The 19,812-nt window shown below is 68.8% G+C and carries 20 protein-coding genes; 10 read left to right on the forward strand and 10 right to left on the reverse strand.

All coding sequences use genetic code 11. The annotated features are described in order from the left end of the window. Nucleotides 1–9: 9 nt before the first annotated feature. Nucleotides 10–1,368, reverse strand: coding sequence for an ABC transporter substrate-binding protein (locus ACIQLD_RS11370; RefSeq protein ID WP_402608099.1), 1,359 nt, complete (start codon nt 1,366–1,368; stop codon nt 10–12). Nucleotides 1,369–1,484: 116 nt separating this feature from the next. On the opposite strand from ACIQLD_RS11370, the gene ACIQLD_RS11375 reads away from it, so the two are divergent. Both ACIQLD_RS11375 and uxaC read left to right on the forward strand, forming a co-directional pair. After that, nucleotides 1,485–2,531 carry a LacI family DNA-binding transcriptional regulator gene (locus tag ACIQLD_RS11375; RefSeq protein WP_402608100.1) on the forward strand — a complete coding sequence of 349 codons (1,047 nt, stop codon included), beginning with the start codon at nt 1,485–1,487 and terminating at the stop codon, nt 2,529–2,531. Next, on the forward strand, nt 2,528–3,946 hold the full coding sequence (gene uxaC, locus ACIQLD_RS11380; protein WP_402608101.1) for a glucuronate isomerase: 1,419 nt from the start codon (nt 2,528–2,530) through the stop codon (nt 3,944–3,946). Before ACIQLD_RS11375 ends, uxaC begins: the two co-directional genes overlap by 4 nt. A 3-nt stretch (nt 3,947–3,949) precedes the next feature. Here the strand turns inward: uxaC and ACIQLD_RS11385 are convergent, their stop codons facing one another. Continuing rightward, the gene (locus ACIQLD_RS11385; protein ID WP_402608102.1) at nt 3,950–4,660 is read right to left on the reverse strand and encodes a helix-turn-helix transcriptional regulator; all 711 of its coding nucleotides are present in this window, start codon (nt 4,658–4,660) and stop codon (nt 3,950–3,952) included. Between the two features lie 61 nt (nt 4,661–4,721). Here ACIQLD_RS11385 and ACIQLD_RS11390 point away from each other — a divergent pair, with 61 nt between their 5' ends. Further along, nucleotides 4,722–5,858: an epoxide hydrolase family protein gene (locus tag ACIQLD_RS11390; RefSeq protein ID WP_402608103.1), complete on the forward strand. Its 1,137-nt coding sequence runs from the start codon at nt 4,722–4,724 to the stop codon at nt 5,856–5,858. 27 nt (nt 5,859–5,885) lie between these two features. Here ACIQLD_RS11390 and ACIQLD_RS11395 read toward each other — a convergent pair whose 3' ends face one another. Next, a complete protein-coding gene (locus tag ACIQLD_RS11395; protein ID WP_402608104.1) occupies nt 5,886–6,500 on the reverse strand; it encodes a class I SAM-dependent methyltransferase in 615 nt (204 codons plus the stop codon). Nucleotides 6,501–6,622: 122 nt separating this feature from the next. On the opposite strand from ACIQLD_RS11395, the gene ACIQLD_RS11400 reads away from it, so the two are divergent. After that, nucleotides 6,623–7,213 (forward strand): DUF2165 domain-containing protein, encoded by a 591-nt coding sequence (locus ACIQLD_RS11400; protein ID WP_402608105.1) that lies wholly within the window; start codon nt 6,623–6,625, stop codon nt 7,211–7,213. A 21-nt stretch (nt 7,214–7,234) separates the two neighbouring features. On the opposite strand, the gene ACIQLD_RS11405 is transcribed toward ACIQLD_RS11400, so the two are convergent. Both ACIQLD_RS11405 and dnaB read right to left on the reverse strand, forming a co-directional pair. Further along, nucleotides 7,235–7,678, reverse strand: a complete 444-nt coding sequence (locus ACIQLD_RS11405; RefSeq protein ID WP_402608106.1) for a VanZ family protein — start codon at nt 7,676–7,678, stop codon at nt 7,235–7,237. Nucleotides 7,679–8,163: 485 nt separating this feature from the next. Next, on the reverse strand, nt 8,164–9,537 hold the full coding sequence (gene dnaB / locus ACIQLD_RS11410) for a replicative DNA helicase (protein ID WP_017829839.1): 1,374 nt from the start codon (nt 9,535–9,537) through the stop codon (nt 8,164–8,166). Between the two features lie 531 nt (nt 9,538–10,068). On the opposite strand from dnaB, the gene ACIQLD_RS11415 reads away from it, so the two are divergent. The 6 genes from ACIQLD_RS11415 (at nt 10,069) to ACIQLD_RS11440 (ending at nt 15,313) form a co-directional block, all read left to right on the forward strand. Next, a complete protein-coding gene (locus ACIQLD_RS11415; protein WP_402608107.1) occupies nt 10,069–11,070 on the forward strand; it encodes a hypothetical protein in 1,002 nt (333 codons plus the stop codon). A 101-nt stretch (nt 11,071–11,171) separates the two neighbouring features. Then, nucleotides 11,172–12,680 carry a hypothetical protein gene (locus tag ACIQLD_RS11420; protein ID WP_402608108.1) on the forward strand — a complete coding sequence of 503 codons (1,509 nt, stop codon included), beginning with the start codon at nt 11,172–11,174 and terminating at the stop codon, nt 12,678–12,680. 236 nt (nt 12,681–12,916) lie between these two features. Next, a complete protein-coding gene (locus tag ACIQLD_RS11425) occupies nt 12,917–14,122 on the forward strand; it encodes a hypothetical protein (protein WP_402608109.1) in 1,206 nt (401 codons plus the stop codon). Then, entirely contained in the window at nt 14,119–14,535 is a 417-nt protein-coding gene (locus ACIQLD_RS11430; protein ID WP_402608110.1) for a hypothetical protein, read from the forward strand. Before ACIQLD_RS11425 ends, ACIQLD_RS11430 begins: the two co-directional genes overlap by 4 nt. Beyond that, on the forward strand, nt 14,535–14,825 hold the full coding sequence (locus ACIQLD_RS11435; protein WP_402608111.1) for a WXG100 family type VII secretion target: 291 nt from the start codon (nt 14,535–14,537) through the stop codon (nt 14,823–14,825). Before ACIQLD_RS11430 ends, ACIQLD_RS11435 begins: the two co-directional genes overlap by 1 nt. Next, nucleotides 14,822–15,313 carry a hypothetical protein gene (locus ACIQLD_RS11440; RefSeq protein WP_402608112.1) on the forward strand — a complete coding sequence of 164 codons (492 nt, stop codon included), beginning with the start codon at nt 14,822–14,824 and terminating at the stop codon, nt 15,311–15,313. The genes ACIQLD_RS11435 and ACIQLD_RS11440 overlap by 4 nt, the downstream gene beginning before the upstream one ends. Before the next feature lie 13 nt (nt 15,314–15,326). Here the strand turns inward: ACIQLD_RS11440 and ACIQLD_RS11445 are convergent, their stop codons facing one another. Genes ACIQLD_RS11445 through ACIQLD_RS11465 form a run of 5 tightly spaced genes read right to left on the reverse strand, consistent with a single transcriptional unit; the run spans nt 15,327 to nt 19,623 of the window. After that, the gene (locus tag ACIQLD_RS11445; protein WP_402608113.1) at nt 15,327–15,674 is read right to left on the reverse strand and encodes a hypothetical protein; all 348 of its coding nucleotides are present in this window, start codon (nt 15,672–15,674) and stop codon (nt 15,327–15,329) included. Continuing rightward, nucleotides 15,671–16,513, reverse strand: a complete 843-nt coding sequence (locus ACIQLD_RS11450) for a hypothetical protein (protein WP_402608114.1) — start codon at nt 16,511–16,513, stop codon at nt 15,671–15,673. The genes ACIQLD_RS11445 and ACIQLD_RS11450 overlap by 4 nt, the downstream gene beginning before the upstream one ends. 21 nt (nt 16,514–16,534) lie before the next feature. Further along, nucleotides 16,535–17,398: an amidohydrolase family protein gene (locus ACIQLD_RS11455; protein ID WP_402608115.1), complete on the reverse strand. Its 864-nt coding sequence runs from the start codon at nt 17,396–17,398 to the stop codon at nt 16,535–16,537. Further along, nucleotides 17,398–18,588 (reverse strand): CaiB/BaiF CoA transferase family protein, encoded by a 1,191-nt coding sequence (locus tag ACIQLD_RS11460; RefSeq protein ID WP_402608116.1) that lies wholly within the window; start codon nt 18,586–18,588, stop codon nt 17,398–17,400. The genes ACIQLD_RS11455 and ACIQLD_RS11460 overlap by 1 nt, the downstream gene beginning before the upstream one ends. Before the next feature lie 30 nt (nt 18,589–18,618). Then, entirely contained in the window at nt 18,619–19,623 is a 1,005-nt protein-coding gene (locus ACIQLD_RS11465; RefSeq protein ID WP_402608117.1) for an alcohol dehydrogenase catalytic domain-containing protein, read from the reverse strand. Nucleotides 19,624–19,812 lie beyond the last annotated feature (189 nt).

Consider the following 19,812-nt stretch of genomic DNA (forward strand, 5'->3'; position numbering starts at 1 on the left):
CTCGCGTCGTTACTTGGACTTGTCGAGCGCCGACTGCGAGCTCGCCTGAGCCTCGGCGATCGCAGCGGCGATGTCGCTCTCACTGAGCGTTCCCCCCTGCAGCGCGGGCAGCGACTGCACGACGACGTTGGTCAGCGCGAGCTGCGTGTCGCCCCAGGCGCCCGTGAACGGAGTGGCGACAGACTGCGAGGCGGCCTGCACGTTGGCGCTCAGATCGGGGTTGTCCTTCTCGACCTGGGCCGCCGCCTCCACGCCCGTCGGCAGCTCGCCGAACGTGTCGAAGTAGTCGAGCTGCGATTCGGTGCTGGTGAGCATCTCGATGAACGCGAACGCGAGGTCCTGGTTCGGCGAGTACTGGGCGACGACGAGGTTGTCTCCCGAGAGGATGCTGGCCGCTTCCTCTCCACCCTTGGGCAGCTCGGTCTCCCCCGGCGGGATGGTCGGAAGGAGGGCGTAGGCGTAGGAGTCGGCGACGGGAGAGTCCGCGAACGTGGGCTTCGAGTTCGCCGAGGTCATGGGGAGGAAGGCGGCCTTGCCCTCGGCGAAGGCGGCGACGGCCTGGGCGTTCTTCCACCCGATGGCTGCCGGGTCGACGAGTCCGTCCTGGTACCAGCCGAAGTAGGTGTCGTAGGCGGCGGCCACGGCGGGATCGTCGATCTCCGCCTTCTTGGCGTCGACATCGATCAGCGGATTGCCCGCCTGCACGCTCATGCCCCAGACGAACTTCCAGGGGTCGAAGCTGTCGGCGTATCCGATCGCGAGACCGTGCACGTCTCCGGATTCGATCTTCGCAGCGGCGGCGGTCAGCTCGTCCCACGTCGTGGGCGGCTCGTCGATGCCGGCAGCGGCGAGGAGCTCGGTGTTGTAGGCCATCACGAACGGGCGGCTCACGAACGGAACGGCGATCTCATCCTTCTCGCTCGGGCCGGAGATGCCCAGGGTCGACGGCACGAAGCGGTCGCGTCCCCCCACCTTGTCCCAGTCGGCGTCGGTGAGCTTCACGAAGGCGCCGGTCGCGTACGCGGTCGGGGTGAAGGTGGTGCCGAGTCCGTACACGTCGGGGCCCTGACCGGAGAGCACGGACGTCTGGATCTTCGTCAGCTCGTCGTTGGCACTCGCGAAGGTCTCGAACTCGACCTTGGCTCCGGTCTTCTCCTCGAAGGCATCCGAGACCTTCTGGAACCACTCCTTCTGCTGCTCGGGGTAGAGACCGTTCGCGGCCATCATCACCGTGAGGGTCTGGCCGGTCCCGTCGACGGTGCCACCGGCGTCGCCGTCGTCCGTGCCGGCGGTGGATCCCGAGCATGCGGTCAGCACGATCGCTGCTGCGGCCATCGCCCCGAGGGCGATCAGGGGTCGAGACTTCATTGAACTCTCCTTCGAGACAGTGAGTGGACGTGACTGCGTCTTCGCCAAGGTAGGCAAGCGTGGCAATTGTTAGCAATCCATTGCCAGTAATTGCCATCCTGTGATTCTGTTGCCCCATGTCGCCCCCCACACCGCCTTCGCATCGGCCGACGCTCGCCGATGTGGCCGATGCCGCCGGCGTCGCGATCTCCACGGCCTCGCGCGCCCTCGCCGTCCCCGGCCGTGGCAACCCCGACACCCGCGACCGCATCATCCGCATCGCGAAGGACCTCGGCTACACGCCCACAGCCGCATCCGGCACCGCATCGACGCCGTCGACCCGCATGGTGGCCGTGCTGGTGTCCGACGTCACGAACCCGTTCTACTTCGGGATCATCCGCGGTACCCAGCAGGCCCTGCGTGTGGCGGGCTACTCGCAGATCCTGGTGCACACCGAGGAGTCGCCCGAGATGGAGGAGAGCACCCTCGAAGAGCTGCGCAGCTCCTATGACGGGGCGATCCTGACCGCGTCCCGCCTGTCCGACGAGCGGCTGGCCGAGCTCAGCGCCGAGCTCCCCCTCGTCGCCCTGAACCGGGCGGTGCCCGGAGTGCCATCGGTGTTCATCGATACGCCGCTCGGGTTCGATCAGGCCGTCGAGCACCTCGCCTCCCTGGGCCATCGACGCATCTGCTACGTGGCGGGCCCTCCGACCAGCTGGGCGAGCAATCTCCGCTGGCGGGCCGTGGCGGCCGCGTGCGAACGCCTGGGGATCGAACACACGAAGGTGGGTCCGTACCAGCCCCGCACGAAGGCGGGAGCGGCGGCGGCGGACGCCGCGCTGAACACCGGCGCCACCGCCTGCGTGGCGTTCAACGACCTCCTCGCGATCGGCATGCTGATCCGGCTCAAGGAACGCGGCGTGCGCGTTCCGGAGGACATGAGCATCGTCGGCTGCGACGACATCTTCGGCGCCGACTTCTGCAACCCGCCGCTGACGACCCTCACCGCTCCGATCGAACAGGCCGCACGCCTGTCCGTTTCGATGCTGCTCGACCGCCTGCAGAGCGAGCGCATCGGCGCGGGCGCGCTCAACCGACGGCACATCGCCGCACTGCCCACCCACCTGACCGTGCGCGAGTCGACCGGCTCCGCACCCCGCCGTACCCCTGGAGGAGACTCATGAGCACTGTGCTCAGCCCGCACGCCGACCGACTCCTCCCCGCCGATCCGGGCGTGCGCGAACTCGCCAGACGGCTGTACGACGCCGTTGCCGCGGCGCCGATCCTGTCGCCGCACGGGCACGTCGATGCCGCGCTGCTCGCCGACGACGAGCCCTTCCCCGACCCCGCGACGCTGCTGATCACGCCCGACCACTACGTGCTGCGTCTGCTCCATGCCGTCGGCGTTCCCCTCGGCGCACTGGGCCGCGGGGCCGCACCCGCCGACCCGCAGGAGGTCTGGAGGGCGTTCTGCGCGAATTGGGACGTCTTCCTCGGAACGCCGGTGCGCTACTGGTTCGAGTCGTCGCTGTCCGAGGTGTTCGAGGTGACCGAACAGCCGAGCGCCGCTAACGCCGACGAGCTGTACGCCCACATCGACACGCAGCTGCAGACCCCCTCCTTCCACCCGCGGGCCCTGTTCGACCGGTTCGGCATCGAGGTGCTCGCGACGACCGACGACCCCGCCGACGATCTCTCCGCCCACGCCCGACTGCGCGACGATCCGTCTTTCCGGGGGCACGTACTGCCGACGTTCCGCGCCGACCGCTACATGGACCCGTCTGCCGCGGGGTGGCCCGCAGCGATCGCCGAGCTGTCGGAAGCTGCCGGCACCGATGCGGCGAACTACGCCGGGCTGCTCGACGCCCTGCGCCGCCGGCGGGCTGCATTCCGGGCGGCGGGCGGCACGGCCACCGACACCGGCGTGCTCGATGCCGGCTCGCAGCCGCTCACGAGTGCCGACGCAGAGCGCATCCATGCTGCCGGGCTCCGGGGGGACGTCACCGCGGAAGACGCGACGGCCTACCGCCGCAACATGCTGTACCGGCTGGCCGAGATGTCGTCCGAGGACGGACTCGTCATGCAACTGCACCCCGGTGTGATCCGCAACCACCACCGCGACACGCTCGCGCAGTTCGGCCCGGACAGCGGACACGACCTGCCGGATGTCGCCGCGTTCACGCGGCCGCTCACCCCGATCCTCAACGACTTCGGAACGAACGAGACGTTCCGGATGGTGCTGTTCACGGTCGACGAGACCGCGTTCAGCCGGGAGATCGGGCCGCTCGCCGGCTTCTACCCGTCGGTCTACGCCGGTGCGCCGTGGTGGTTCCTCGACACCCCCGACGCCATCTCCCGCTACCGGAGGTCGGTGACGGACAGCGCCGGGTTCACCAAGACGAGCGGGTTCGTCGACGACACCCGGGCCTTCTGCTCCATCCCCGCTCGCCACGACATGTCCCGACGACTCGACGCCGGCTACCTGGCCACTCTCGTCGCCGAGCACCGGCTGACCGAGGAGCAGGCCTTCGCGCTGGCGCACCGGTTCGTCGACGACATCCCCCGGACGACCTTCCGCCTGCCGGGTGCTCCCGCCTGAGCTTCACGAAGTGGAGGTCTCCGTGACACGACGCACGACGTACTCGACGACGTCGCCCTCCGGGATCGCGCGGGGCCGGAAGCGCACCCCGGTCGGCGTCCGCGGAACCATGCGATCGACGCGGAAGATGCGCCAGTCGTCTCGATCGAGGTCCCAGGCGAGCAGGTACCAGACCGGCCCCCAGCTCACCAGCCGCTGCGGTTCGGTATGCCGCGGCTCTTCGCTGCCACCCGGCTTCGTGTAGCCGAAGCGGAGCCGTTCGTGACCGCGGATCGCGGAGGCGACCGTGCTGAGTGCTGCGAGATCGAGTGGGGGTTCGGCCCCGGGAACCACGCTGGTCGCCTTCCGGATCGCGTCGACACGGCGGCGGAGGCGGGCGGGCATCACCTGTTCCAGCTTGGCGAGGGCGGTGAGAGAGGTCTCTTCGACGCCGAGCCGCCAGGTCGCCGCCGCCCCCAGCCCGACCGCGACGGCGACGGCTTCGTCATCGTCGAGCAGCAGTGGAGGCATCGCCGTCCCCGCGGCCAGCCGATACCCGCCGGCGACGCCGGGACGCGCGTTCACCGGATAGCCGAGCGAACGCAGCTTGCCGATGTCGGCGCGCACGGTCCTCGTGCTCACACCCAGTCGGTCGGACAATGCGGAACTGGTCCAGTCTCGTCTGAGCTGAAGCAACGACAGCAGTTCCAGCAGACGGGCCGAAGTCTCGAGCATGTCTGATCCTCTCAGCAAATGCGGAAGCTGGTCTTCCGCATTGCCTGCGAGCGTGAACAGTATGACCCAGAACACCTCCCTCACCCCTTTTCGCATCGACATCCCGCACGGCGCCGTCGATGACCTTCACGATCGCCTGACCCGTACACGGTGGCCGCTTCCCGTTCCCGGACGCGAGGAGCGCACCGACTTCCGACGCGGCATCCCGCTCCCGTATCTGAAGGATCTCGCCGAGTATTGGCGCGAAGGCTTCGACTGGCGGGCGCAGGAGGCGACCCTCAACATGCACGAGCAGTTCACGACGGTCATCGACGGCCAGACGTTCCACGTGCTCCACGCGCGGTCGGCGACCCCGCAGTCCACGCCGCTGCTCCTCAGCGACAGCTGGCCGGCGTCGTTCGTCGAGTACCAGCGACTGATCCCGTTGCTGACCGACGAGTTCCACGTGGTCATCCCATCGCTGCCCGGCCTGGGCTTCTCGAACCCGCTGTCCAGTACCGGGTGGGACCTCGCACGGACGGCGGAGGCCTACGCCGAGATCATGACGCGCTTCGGCTACGACCGGTTCGCGGCCCATGGCAGCGATGTCGGCACCGGCATCATCGGCAGACTCGCCGCGGTGCATCCGGAACGCGTCATCGGCACGCACTTCGCCAGCGACCGCGTGTGGCTCGGGTTGGTCGGTGACATGTTCCCCGCCCCCGACGGCCTATCCGACGAAGATCTCGCCCAGCTCGAGACGGCACACACCGCACGCGCTGCGGAGCGCGGCTACATCGGCATGCACAACCATCGACCGGACACGATCGGTCCGGCGCTCACGGACTCGCCCATCGCCCAGCTCGCGTGGATCGTCGAGAAGTTCAAGCGCAGGACCGATGAGGGGTTCCTGGCACCGGAGGTGGACCGCGACCAGCTCCTGACGAATGTCAGCCTGTACTGGTTCACCCGCAGTGGCGCTTCCGTCGCACAGTTCTTCTACGAGTCGGAGCACGCCGAGCTCGACTTCGCCATGCCCGCGGGGGTACCGGCCGGCTGGGCTGTCTTCGACGCCCATCCGCTGATTCGGCGCACGATGGATCCGACAGGTGCGATCAGCCACTGGAGCGAGTTCACCGAGGGCGGTCACTTCCCGGCGATGGAGGAGCCGGAGCTTCTCGCCGAGGACATCCGGAAGTTCTTCCGCAGTCTCGCCTGATCGACACCGCACGTCCGCACGCTTCGATCAGATCGCGACCACGCTGATCGATGCGTGCGGGCGCCGCCCGTCCTGCACCCGCGCCTCGCTGTCGATCATGGCGAAGCCCGTGCGCTCGAGCAGCGCCGTCATCCCCGTCACCGACCAGAAGTGCGCCGTGGTGACGGCGTGGGGGAAGGCCTCGCCGTCCGGCCCGTCGAAGAAGCCGATCAGCAGGCGCCCGCCCTCGCGGAGCGTGCGTCGAGCGGCGGTGAGCAGGAGAAGCAGTTCATCCGGACTCGCATGGATCAGCGAGTACCACGCCAGCACGCCACCGAGTGAGCCTGCCGGCACGTCGGCGTCGGTCAGCGATGCCACCCGATACGGAACCTGGGGGAAACGTGCGGAGGCATCGGCGATGAACTCCGGCACGAGGTCGATGCCCTCGGCGTCGACTCCTCGATCGACGAGGAAGGCGGTCCAGTGCCCGGGGCCGCATCCGGCATCGAGAACGCGACCGTCGACGCCGTCCGCCCAGCGTCCGATGCGCTCGCGGTCGACGTCGTCCATCTGCCCGATGTCGCCGAACAGGGCCGTGTACTCGACGGCGCGCGCGGCGTATCCGTCTCGGATGCGCGCATCGCTCCCGGAGTCGTTCGCCATGGCTCTCCCCTCACCGTCCGCTCACGATCACCGACCTCCACGGTATCCGGCGCCACCGACGCCATCCACAGCGTCGACCTCACCCCTCGACGCCAGGATGCGGCGACCGATACTGTCTGGTCATGACCACGACCGACGCACCGGAGCGCTCACCTCGTTGGCACGTTCTCGGCTCGCTGCCCTTCGCCGCGGCCGCTCTCGTCCTCGTAAACGGGCTCTACATCTTCCTCGTGGCGCTCGGCAACATCACCGACTACGGCACGAACTTCGACTTCGTGCAGCATGTGCTCGCCATGGACACCACGAACTTCGGCCAAGAGGCCGGAAAAGGCCTCGACCCCGACGTGATGTGGCGGGCGATCGACAACCCCGTGCTGTGGAACATCGCCTACATCGGGGTGATCCTCTGGGAGTCGCTCAGCGCGATCGTCCTGATCGTCGCGGTCGTGTTCTTCGTGCGCGGATTCCTCGGCCACGGCTTCCACGCCGCGCGCGTGTGGTCGTCGATCGGCCTGGTCATGATCATCCTGCTCTTCGTGGGCGGGTTCATCTCGATCGGCGGCGAGTGGTTCCAGATGTGGCGCTCCACGTCGTGGAACGGACTCGACCCCGCTTTCCGCAACTCGGTGATCGCCGGCATCGGTCTGGTGCTGCTGCACCTCCCGTCACCCCGGTGGGACGACACCACGCCACGACACGACGCCGCCCGATAGGCGCCGGACGCGCCGCGTGGCTCAGGAGCGCCGCCGGAACGACGCCCAGATCGCGCGCACGATTCCCACAGCCACCGCGCCGACGACTCCGCCCACCGTGTTCCACACGATGTCCTGCGCGTCGGGGACACGTCCCGGGATGGTCGCCTGCACGTGTTCGATCGCGAACGATGCACCGAACACGAGCAGGGGCGCGAGGATCCAAAGCCGCCTGCTGAGCGCCATCGCCATCGCGGCTCCGAGCGGGACGAAGAGCAACGCGTTGAGGGTGCTCTCCAACTCGATGAAGGTCATCGGCTCGACCAGCGGTGCCGCGAAAACATGGGCGAGGTCCATGAAGAGCGCACGAGCGGGCCCCGCGAACCGGCGCGGCGTCAGCGTGACGGCGATCACCGTCAGCATCGCGAGACCCGCCACGAGTACCCGCGGGCCGGACGACGGGCGAGAGTGAGCGGAGTGAGCCATACGCCCACCTCACCGCACCCGATGTTGCGTAAGCGTATGCGTTTCGGTCGGTAGCCTTCAGGGATGGAACGCGGACAGCGATGGAACCTCAGGGTCGCTGAAGCGGCTGCGCCACAGGTGGATGAGCACGCGGTCGAGCATCACCGGCTTCCGGACGGCGCGGGGTTCCCACCCTCCTACATCTCGTTCGTGCGCGAGTTCGGATGGGGCCGCCTGTTCGGACTCTGGTTGATCTACACGCCTGTTCCCGCCGGATTGGGCGACGGCGAGCGAGAACGGCGACTACCTCGCCTGGGACACCGGCGACCGAGACGACGACGGCGAACTGCCGATCTTCCACACCACCCGCTTCGACTCGCTGACACACATCGGCGACGACCTGCACGCGGCGGTCGAATGGCTCCGGGGCTCGGGGCGGCCAGGTCGTCGACCCCATCGACTTCACGCCGCTCGTCCTGGCTGCGCTGTGAGCCGAGACCCAACGCTCAGTTGAAGTCGCCGCCGGGGGCCATGTCCATGAAGCGCGAGTAGTGGCCCTGGAACGCGACGGTGATGGTCGCGGTCGGACCGTTACGGTGCTTGGCGACGATCAGGTCGGCCTCGCCCGGACGCACGTCTTTGTCGTAGACCGAGTCGCGGTGCAGCAGGATGACCATGTCGGCGTCCTGCTCGATCGAGCCCGACTCCCGCAGGTCGCTGATCGCGGGCTTCTTGTCGGTGCGTTGCTCGGGACCACGGTTCAGTTGCGACAGGGCGATGACCGGAACCTGCAGTTCCTTGGCGATGAGCTTGAGGCTTCGCGAGAACTCCGAGACCTCTTGCTGACGCGACTCGACCCGCTTGCCCGACGTCATGAGCTGCAGGTAGTCAATGATGACCATGCGCAGGCCCTCACGCTGCTTGAGTCGACGGCACTTCGCGCGGATCTCGACGAGCGTCATGTTCGGGCTGTCGTCGATGTAGAGCGGGGCGTCGTTGATGCGCCCTCGGGTCGCGGCGACGGTGGTCCAGTCGCGCGGGTCGAGGTTTCCCTTTCGCATGTTCTGCAGCGGGATCGCGCCCTCGGCGCTGAGAAGACGCATCGCGATCTCGCTCTTGCCCATCTCGAGGGAGAAGAAGACGGAGGGGAGGTTGTGGCCGATGGATGCGGCACGCGCGAAGTCGAGCGCGAGCGTGGACTTACCCATGGCTGGTCGAGCGGCGACGACGATCATCTGCCCACCGTGCAGGCCGTTGGTCAGCTCGTCGAGCTCTTTGAAGCCGGTCGGCACTCCGGTCATCGATCCGTCGCGGCCACTGGCGGCTTCGATCTCCTCGAGCGCGGCGTCGACGGCGATCTGCAGCGGGACGTAGTCTTCGGCGGTCTCTGATCCGGTGATCGAATAGATCTCGGCCTGCGCGTTGTTGACGATGTCGGTCGCATCGCCCTCACCGGCGTATCCGAGCTGCACGATGCGCGTGCCGGCGTCGACGAGGCGGCGCAGGATCGCGCGCTCGGAGACGATGCCGGCGTAGTAGCCCGCGTTGGCGGCCGTGGGGACGATCGAGGTCAGGGTGTGCAGGTAGTCGGCGCCGCCGGCGCGACCGAGTTCGCCGGTCTTGATGAGCTCGTCGGTGACGGCGACGACGTCGGTGGGCTCACCGTGCGAGTACAGCGAGAGGATGGCCTCGAAGATGAGCTCGTGCTTCGGGATGTAGAAGTCGGCGCCCTTGAGCGTCTCGATCACATCGGCGACCGCGTCCTTCGACAGGAGCATTCCGCCCAGCGCACTCTGTTCGGCGAGAAGGTCGTGGGGAGGCGTGCGCTCGGGTGCGCGCTTCGCGCCCATGCGCTCTTCTGAGATGTCAGCGATCGACACAGTCTTCCCTTCGATGCGACGTTTCCGATGCGATGTCCTGATGAGACGCTTCGACGGCGGGGCCGGTGCGGAACTCGGCCCTCACGCCACCCTGAACAGCAAAACAGGTGCCTCCGACATTCGGTCGCTCGCCCACGCTACGAGCGACTGTTTCCACATGCAAGATGGCCTGTGGATAACTCTGTGGAGAGCGTGCGAACAAAGTCGGAGTGTCTGTGCACAACGGGTGTGGATAACCCCGTGGAGGACCAGGAAACCAAACTTTTTTACCGGTTATGATCAGGTATTTTTCATTTCCCCAGCCTGTGGATGAGAATCAGTTTAAATCGGGTGTTGAAGGTTGCCCTCTCCGGGGAGAGGATGTGTAGAACTTGGGGAAAGTCAAGCCGAGATTTCTCCGGGCGCGTCACATCCGGACATCGCCGGAAACGCGCGGATAACCCCCTAGACACGGTGCCCTCGCGCGAGTATCGTCAGCCCCAATCGACGCAGCTGCGTCGACGTACGTTGCCTTCGGAGGGGGAGGTTGACGTGGACGCTCGGGCCACCCGACGCGGCGTACCTGCCGTCGTCTTCTGGGGTGGCCTCGGCGTGCTCGCCTGGGCGACGCTCACCGTTCTTCTCGCTGGCGGATCCGCACATGCGGACGACCAGGAAGACGGTCCTCTCGACGGGCTCACCTCGCTCGTCAGCAACACGGTGTCGGCTGTCACGGCCCCCGTGACCCCGATCGTCACTCAGGTCGTCGCCCCCGTGGTGACCCAGGTGGTCGCACCCGTGCAGCAGGCGGTGCCGGCCGTGGTCGCCACCGTGACCACGCCGATCGTGAACGCTCCGGTCGTCGGCCCGGCGGTCGCACCCGTCGTGCACGCCGTCACGGAGACCGCGACGGCGGTCGTGACCCCGCTCACCGATACGCTGACCGGCGCGCCCGTCTCGCAGATCACGGATCCCATCCTCGACGCGGTCGCCGGCATCCCGGTGGTCGGCGGACTCGCATCCGACCTCGGTCTGATCTCCGCGGTGGGTGACGTCGTCGGCGTGGTCGACGACACCACTGCTCTTCTCGGGAACGTCACGAACGAGACGGTTCCGCCCGTGCTCGAAGCGCTCAACCCGACGACACCGACCGTCCCGGAACCCGGCGAGGGTTCCGCGAGCATCGCCGAACCCGGGGGGACGACGGCGGCCGTCTTGTCGACGGAGAACGCCGCGACGACTCCACCGGCCTCATCGACGGCTGCGTCCTCGGCCGGATCTTCGCCGTCGAGCTCACTCTCCGCGCTCGACGGCTCCACCCGAGCCGTCGACGACACCACCCCTGTGCCTGCGGGACCTCCGCCCGGGAGCCCGTACGGCACCACAGTCCCCGCGTCCTCCTCTGCCGGTTCCGGCGGCGGGAGCGGTGCATCCCCCGCGCGCCTCAACGACGCGAACCTTTCTCCGCTCCGTGCTGGCGAGCGGACATCCGGCGCCTCCGACGACGAGCTTCCCTCGTCGACGGTCGCCGACACCGACGTCTCTCCTGACTGACGGATCGTCACGTCGTTCCCCCGGGAACGACAGATGCCGTGCTGCGCGCGCATGTGATCGCGCGCACCCATCAGACGATCCATCCAGTCAGGAGAACGATCATGCGTACTTTCATCAAGCGAGCCCTCTGGGGCACGCTCATCGCCGGGGGCATCACGCTCCTCGGTGCGACGGCCGCGAACGCGGCTGAGACGACCGGAGACGACGGCCTGCTCTCCGGCACACAGGTGGAGACAGCGATCACCGCACCGATCTCGGTCGTGAACAACGCGATCTCGGTGCTGAGCGACGCCGTGTCGACCGCGCCTGCCCCCGCGCCCGCTCCGGCACCCGCACCCGCACCCGCACCCGCACCCGCACCCGCACAGACGAGCGGTGACTCGGGCACGGCGTCCGGCACGCAGGCCTCGGTCTCCGTGAATCTCCCCGTCACCGTGACGAACAACGCCATCAGCGTGCTCGACACGTCGACGACCAGCGCCCCGGCTGCGACTCCCCAGAGCCCGGCTCCCCAGGCCGGGACACCGGCCGGGGCGCCTCTCGTGACCACGAACGGTCTGGACGGCGTGCTCTCGGGCACCCAGGCGCTGCTCGCGGTCAACGCGCCCATCACCGTCACGGGCAACGCCGTGTCGCTGGTCGGTGACACCGAGAGCACCGCGCCGAACGGGCAGGGGGCCGCAGCACCGGCATCCTCCGCTCCCGTCGGTGCGACCACATCGGGTGACGACGGCATCGGCAGCGGCACACAGGTCGTCGCGCCCGTCACGGCACCGGTGACGGTGTCGGGCAACGCGATCTCGCTGCTCGGCGACACGAGGTCGACAGGAACCGGCACCGCCGGCTCGACCACTCCCCCCGCTCCCGCCACCTCGGCGGGAACCTCGGGCGACGACGCGATCCTCGGCGGCACGCAGGCGACTGCGCCCGTCACCGCACCGGTGACGGTGTCGGGGAACGCGATCTCGCTGCTCGACGACGCCACCGTCACCCGCACCGCGGGGACGAGCACCACCGCACCGGCCACGCCCGCGACCGGCGGCAACACCACCACCGGAACCGACAGCGTCCTCGGCGGCACCCAGATCACCGCACCCGTCACCGCCCCCGTGGGCGTGACCGGCAACGCGATCTCCGTCCTCGACGACGCCACCGTCACCCGCACCGGCTCCGGCACCGGAGGAACCGCCCCCGCCACCGGAGGCAACACCACCACCGGGACCGACGGCATCCTCGGCGGCACCCAACTGGGGCTGCCGATCAGCCTTCCGATCACGCTGGGCGGAAACGCCATCTCCGTGATCGGCGAGGCGACGGTGACCGATCCCGGCACCGGCCCGGGAACCGGCCCGGGAACCGACCCGGGAACCGACCCGGGAACAGACCCGGGAACGGACCCCGGGACGGATCCGGGAACGGGCCCCGGCTCGGAGCCGACCACCGGCTCGACGGCAGGCGGCGCGGTGAGCGCCGCTGGTATGGCGACCGCGTCAGGTGATGCCGCGGTGCTGGCCACCACCGGTGGTGCGACCGCCTATCTGCCGGCGGCCGCCGCCATCCTGCTGATGATGATCGGCCTCGGCCTGCTGCGCCGCCGCACGACGGCGTAGCGCGACCGCCGATGGTGCCGTGTCCGGGAGGGAGGAGACACGGCGCCATCGGCGCCTCACCGCGTCGAGCAGGGCGGACGAGGTCCCGGTCCCACTCCGGCGTCCACCGCCACGCGGTCGGGAAGAGTGGGTGCCCCGCGTCCCCAGCGCGGGGCATCCGCTGCGCCCCGACGCCGCTGCATTCTCAGCAGGAAGCCGGCGCAACCGTACGCCTAGAATCGCTCACGGAGGTCATCATGCAGGTCGAATACGGTCAGCTGGCGCTCGCGTCGCAAGTGCTGCGGAGACAGCAGGACACTCATACGCGAGCCATCGCCGACTACATCCAGCGCTACGGCGTCCTCACTCCCTCGGACACCGGCATCGTCATGCTCCCGTTCACCGGCGTCTCGTTGATGGTCGCCGTGCTCGGAGTGCAGGCGGCCGAGATGTTCGGGCAGGTCTGCTCGCTGGCGGCGAATCGGGTCGATGATGCCGCGCGCTCGTACGAAGCCCACGAGCAGCAGGCCTACGAGGCCGCACAACAGTTGATGCAGCAGATCGGGCAGGGTCTCCCTCCCTACCAGAGCCCGCTGTCGTCCTCGCCGACGCTCGGCTCCGCGGGTTCCTCCGCTCCCGCCGACCACGGCGGCGCGGAGCCCAACCTGATCGTGGAGATCATCCAGACTCCGGGAGCGATCTCCGACGGGATCACCGGCCTCTACGACGACGCGACCTCGCGCCTGGGCGGATGGCCGGGCGGCGGCGCGGTGACCGAACGATCGGACGCATCGTCGTGGCTGGTCGCCCCGAACGCCGCGAAGAGCGAGATCGAGAACATGCGGTGGGGCGCGGGACCGATCCTGGGCGGTGTCGACTGGCTCATCGAGCAGCTCATCGGCATGAGCCTGCTCGAAGACGTCATCATGAAGCCCTTCGCCGGCGACTGGACGGGCATCGAGGAGGTGCAGCAGGCGTGGTCGCACGTCGGTGAAGCCATGCGGGCGATCTCCGACAACGGCGCCGGCCTCGCTGAGACGGCGGCCTTCTGGGAGGGGGATGCCGGCACCGCCTATCAGGGCGGGATGACCGCGATCGGGCTCGGCGCCTTCGGCCTGGGCAGCGTGGCCGACACGGTCGCCGGCCTCGTGGGGCAGCTGGTGCTGGCGTCGAAGACCGCGGCGGCGACCATCGGGTTCGCGATCAACCAGCTCTCGCAGACCCTGCTCCGCATGGCACTCGAGGCCACCGTCCCGATCGCCGGGTGGATCGTCGCAGCGGCAGAGGGCGCCCTCGCCGCGACCAAGATCTTCGGCGTGATCCGCCTGATCTACTCCATCATCAACATCATCTACGACGTGATCGAGAGCGTCGTGACGGCCCGCGCCCAGCTGGTGGAGAACCTTCTCCGCCTCGAGGATCTGGCCCAGGTCCTCGTCCAGACCGCGAGGAAGTACGCATGACATCGGTGAACGACCCGGCCGCCTGGCAGGAACGCCTCGCGGCGGTCCGACCACAACTCGACGACCTCTTCCCCCCTGGCGAAGCGGAGGAGGCCGAGGAGGCCTTCGCCGCGCAGGCACGTGCAGGCACGCTGGGCCGCGAATGGCAGGTGCTGCAGGGACGGATCGACTTGAACCTCACCACCCGCGAGGCCGTGCTGTCCGGCGAAGACGACTCGGTCGAGGCGACCTTCGTGCGGGAGACCGGAGCCCGACAGTCGGAGGCGCTCGTCGATGCTCTCCGTCGCACCGCGCCCGGGGATCCGCGCGACCCCGGAGCGGAGCTGCGAGCCCTGCATGCGGAGACCGCCGCCCGCGGTGCCCGCATCGATGCGATGCTGCGCGACATGGCGGCTCGTGAGGGGCGGATCTGATGGCGGTGCTCAAAGCCGAGCCCACGAGGATCACGGCACTGGCAGCCGAGATCGCGTCGGGCAGTGCGGAGATCAGCGCGGCGCTCTCGCGGTTGCAGTCGATGTCTGACGACCTCTCGCACCGCTGGAGCGGAGAGGCGCAGGAGGCCTACGCGGCAGTGCAGAGCCGATGGACGACGCAGATGCGCGAGCTCGCCGCCATCGCCAAGGCCGCGGGAGAGTTGGCGGAGGAGTGGTCAACGGGACTGCGCGACCTCGAGCGTTCGCTCGCTCAGGGCTGGCCGCGGTGACCGAGGATGCGCGGCGCCTGCGGTGGGCGGTCAACGGTGCCCGCACGTTCCGCATCCCGTCGGATGCCGTCGACGTCGCCCTCTTCGAGATCGACCGCGCGATGCAGGCCGCCCATTTCCGCGCGGATGCCGCTGACCCGAACGCGGGGGTGCAGCGCCTCCACCGACGCGGATCCGTCGTTGGCGATGTGCTGATCGGCGGCAGCGGGCTCTCCGCGATCACGACCAGGCTCGGTCCGCTGTCCGCCCGGGGCGTCGCCGTCACCTGGATCGGCGCGGTCGACCCGCAGACCGCCCGAGTGATCGTCTCGCTCGTCGCCGGATCGCACGTCGGCGGCGACTTCGTCGACGGGGTCGACGACGCCGTCCGCACGCTCGTCTCCCGCGGCGTGCCCGTCGAAGACAAAGGGTGGTCGCGGTCGGTCGACATCGATCCGACACTGCCGGCCAATCCTCGCCGCGCCGCCGAACTCGGCCTCACCGGCTAGCCGAGGGCTCCGCTCACGGGATGTCGTCGACCTCGCCGTGCGGGATGATCGCGGCACGGTAGCGCTCGACGAGGTCGCGCCATCCGAAGCCCTCGGTGTACTCGTGCTCGTAGACCGCTTCGGTGAAGTGCCAGAGCAGATAAGGGTGCGCGCCGAGACCGTACAGCGCGCCGTAGTCGCGGTTCACGAAGGCGGTGCGCTCCTCGGGCGTCAGCACCCGGTCGTCGCCGACGGCGTCGGGCCCCGCTCCCCCGGCGAGCCAGGCGTCGACGAAGCCCTCGGTGTCGGCGACGTAGGCGTTCACGTTCGCGGTGCTCATCTCGACGGCGCGGATGAACTTGTTCATCATGTACCGGCTCACGATGCTGCCCTCCAGAGGAAGAACGGACTGGATGCGAAGCGCGAGGTCGTCGCCTCGGCGAGTTCGGCCGGACGCCCCTGCATCGCGGCGAGCGCGGCCACGATGTTCACGTACTGATACGTGACGTTGCCGGCGGCCATGATCCGGTCGAACCGGCACCCGGCGATCGCCCCGTCGAGGTCGCCGTCGCGCATCCACCCGACCGCCTCGGCGTCGAACTCCGGATCGGGCGAGCCGTTGAAGGTGCGCGGTCCCCCGACATCCGTTGCCATGTGCCCGGAGGTGAGCAGCCCCACCCTGGCGTCGCTGTCCCAGGACTCGACCGCGGTGCGCAGGTGGTGTCCGAGAGCGGCGAAGCGCGCGGCGGTCGGCAGCGGCGGCAGGATCGAGTTCGCATGGATCGGCACGATCGGCAGGTCGAGCTCCGGACGCACGTACTGCAGCGGCAGCACGAAGCTGTGGTCGAGCCGCCACTCGTGCGAGACCGAGAAGTCGATCGTCTCGGGCAGCACCTCGCGGCCGGTGATCTGCGTCGCCAGCTCCGGGTTGCCAGTCAGTTCGGCGTACTCCATGCCGAAGGTGCGCACCTCGTTCTCGTAGGTGCCGTGGTACGACGCGGCCTTGCCGACGATGAACGCGGGCGAGTTGTCGGAGAAGAACTGCCGCACGTGGTCGGTGCCGAGCACGATGAGCGTGTCGACGCCGGCATCCGTGATCGCTTCACGGATGCGACGGAAGTTCGCCTCGACCGCCGCGAGATCATCGGGCATCGGTTCACGCATCGCCCGCCACAACAGTGGGTTGTGCGGGGTCGCCGCGGCCATCACCAGTTCAGCCACGATCGGCTCCTTCCTTCGCCCTCACAGTCGGAACAGCTTGCGTGCGTTGTCGAGCAGGATCTTGCGGCGCGACTCCTCTTTGAGGCCGAGCTCGTCGAACTCGGCCATCCAGCGGTCGGCGGTCATCACGGGCCAGTCGGATCCGAACAGCACCCGGTCGGAGATCAGCGAGTCGGCGTAGCGTACCACCTCGGGCGGCAGGTACTTCGGCGCCCAGCCCGACAGGTCGAGGTACACGTTCGACTTGTGCCACACCATCGCCAGGTTCTCGAGGTGCCACGGCCAGGCCGGGTGCGCGCTGATGATGTTCAGTTCGGGGAACTCGGCGGCCACGTCGTCGATGTACGGCACGGGGCGGGCGTTCTCGAGCCGATAGCCGCCACCGCCGGGGGTGCCCGCACCGGCGCCGGGGAATCCGGAGTGGAACATGACCACGAGTCCGAGTTCGGCGCACGTCTCCCAGATCGGGAAGAATCGCCGGTCATTGGCGAGGAACTTCTGCCGCGACGGGTTGAGCTCGCCCACGCCCTTGATGCCGTACTCGGCGTGCATGCGACGGATCTCGGCGACCGCGGCCTCGCCCTTCCACGGGTCGATGCCGGCGAAGGCCAGGAACACGTCGGGGTGATCCTGCTGCGCCTTGCCGAGGAGGTCGTTGGGTGCGCCCTTGATGCCGCTCGTGGTCTCCGAGTCGGAGTTCACGATCACGGCCATCATCTTGCGGTCGCGATACTGGTCGGCCTGCTCGGCGAACGACACCACCGGCCGCTCGCGTCCGAAGTGGGCCGACATCTGGGAGTGCCGCTGGCCCATCGCCGCGATGAACTCCTCGGTCTGCGGGTGGGTGTGCACGTCGATCGCGACGAGGTCGTCGATGCCGGACATCAGGCTGCCCCTTCCTTCGCTCGTGCGGGTTCGGATTCGGATCCGGTGCGCAGCCCGGTGATCTCCTCGGTGTCGGCGCCGAGCGCGGGGGCGTATCGCAGCTCAGGCCGGCCGGAGCGCTGGAACCGGATGCTGGGCACCGGCACGCGCAATGCGCCGTCGGGCCCCTCGATCTCCTCGACCAGACCCATGCTCGCGATCTGCGGGTCGTCGAAGAGGTCGCCCATGGTGTTCAGCGGGCCGTGCGGGATGTCGTGCGCGGCGAGCCGGTCGAGCCAGTACTGGCGGGGGCGCGTCGCCGCGATCTCCTTGAGTACGACGTCGAGCTCGTCGTAGTTGCGCACGCGCCCCTCGCGTGTCGAGAAGCGCGGGTCGTCGGCGAGGTCGGGCCGCTCGAGCACGTCGAGCAAGCCGGTCCAGAACTTCTCGGGCACCGACATGTGGATGACGAACGCCTTGTCGTCCGACCCCCGGCAGGCGTAGGCCTGCGCGCGGCGGGGACGCGAGTCGGGCGACGAGACCTGTCCGGTCTCGAGGAACGCCGACGCGGACTCGGTGAGGAAGTCGAGAAGCGCCCCCACCATCGTGACCTCGACATGCTCGCCCACACCGCTCACATCACGGGCATGCAGGGCGGCGAGCACGGCCTGCACGGCCGACATCCCCGACAGCAGATCGGAGAACGCCGGACCCAGCGGACGGATCGTCGAGGCCGGGACCACCTGGCTGTACATGCCGCCGGTCGCAGAGATCACGGTGTCGTAGGCGGGGCGCTTCGCGGCCGGCCCGGTGGGTCCGAAACCGGTGATCGAGCACGTGATCACCCGCGGGTTGCGGGCATGCAGGGCGGCGGGGCCGAACCCGAGGCGATCGGCGACCCCCGGGCGGAAGTTGTCGAGCACGATGTCGGCATCGTCGACCAGGCCGAACAGCGCCGCGAGCCCCTCGGCGCTCTTGAGGTCGAGAACGACCCCGCGCTTGCCCCGGTTGTAGGCGGCGAACTGCGGGCTCATGGCCGCCCGCCCCTCCCATCGACGCATCGGGTCGCCCTCTGGCGACTCGACCTTGACGACGTCGGCGCCGAGGTCGGCGAGCAGCTTCGCGGCGAACGGACCCGAGATGTACTGGCCCAGCTCGACCACGCGGATCCCGGCCAGCGCTCCCGCGCCCGGTGATGCAGTACTCGTCACTTCTGGTCTCCTCTTCGATACCGAGGGCGGTCAGCGCACATCGACGACGACCTTCCCGTCGCCCTTGCGGGGAAAATCGCGATACGCCGTGGCGATGTCGTCGAGCGCGTAGCGGCGGCCGACGAGCGAGGGCAGTGCCCCCGCGGCAGCGAGCGCGAGCGCTTCGGCCACATCGTCGTACCGAGCACTGGCCACACCAAACAGTCGCTTGCGACGCAGGTAGAAGTCGCGGGCGTCGACGTGCAGGTCGCTGTCGACGGATGCCGCACAGAACACCGCCCGACCTCCCCACCGCAGCGCCGAGATCCCGACGCTCAAGGTGGGGGCGTGGCCGGACACATCGAGCACGACGTCGAAGCCCTCTCCCCCGTCGAGCGCAGCAGCCAAAGCCGCGGCACCCGAGGCCTGCACGACCTGCTCGTCTCCGAGCGGTACGAGAGCGCGGCGCGACGCGGCGACGACCTGGGCGCCGCGAGCGAGCGCGATGGCCGCGGCCGCACGGCCGAGGGTGCCCCCCGCGCCGGTGACGAGCACCCTGTCTCCCGCGGCGAGCGCGACCGTGCGCACGGCGTTGATCACGATCGAGGCACTGTGCACCACGGCGGTCGCCTGTGCCGCATCGAGGCCGTGGCGGTCGATCACGTTGCGGGAGGGGACGACGACGTACTCTGCCGCTCCCCCGTCGCGGTGCACGCCGACGACGGTCTGGTTCGGGCAGTCGGCTTCGTCTCCGGCCTCGCAATGCGCGCACTGCCCGCAAGGGATGTTGGGTTTCACCACGACGGTCTGGCCGATCCGCTTCTGATCGACATCCGTGCCGACCGCCACGATCTCGCCGGCAGGGTCGATGCCGAGGATGCGTGGCAGTTGCGCCTGTGAGCCTGGGCCGATGCCAGCGATGACGTTGAGGTCGAGCTGATTCACGCCCACAGTCTCCACGCGCACGAGCACCTCGCCGGCGCCGGGTGCCGACACATCCGTCTCCGTGACGGTCAGCCCGTCCAGGTCATGACGGCTCAGCACGGCGGCACGCATCTTCACCTCTTCATCGCGGGAATCTGTTTGGGATACTGTATCCAATTTTCATCACGGCCGTCTAGACCCTGTTCGAGCACGATATCCCGCAAACCATGGACACTCGATTCCAAATTGGATACCGTATCCCAAAATCCGCGTGAGGCGCCCCACTCCACGGAGGAGTCGCACGCACTTGCCCGAATGGAG

Source organism: Microbacterium sp. NPDC091662 (genome assembly GCF_044756705.1).
GTDB lineage: Bacteria > Actinomycetota > Actinomycetes > Actinomycetales > Microbacteriaceae > Microbacterium.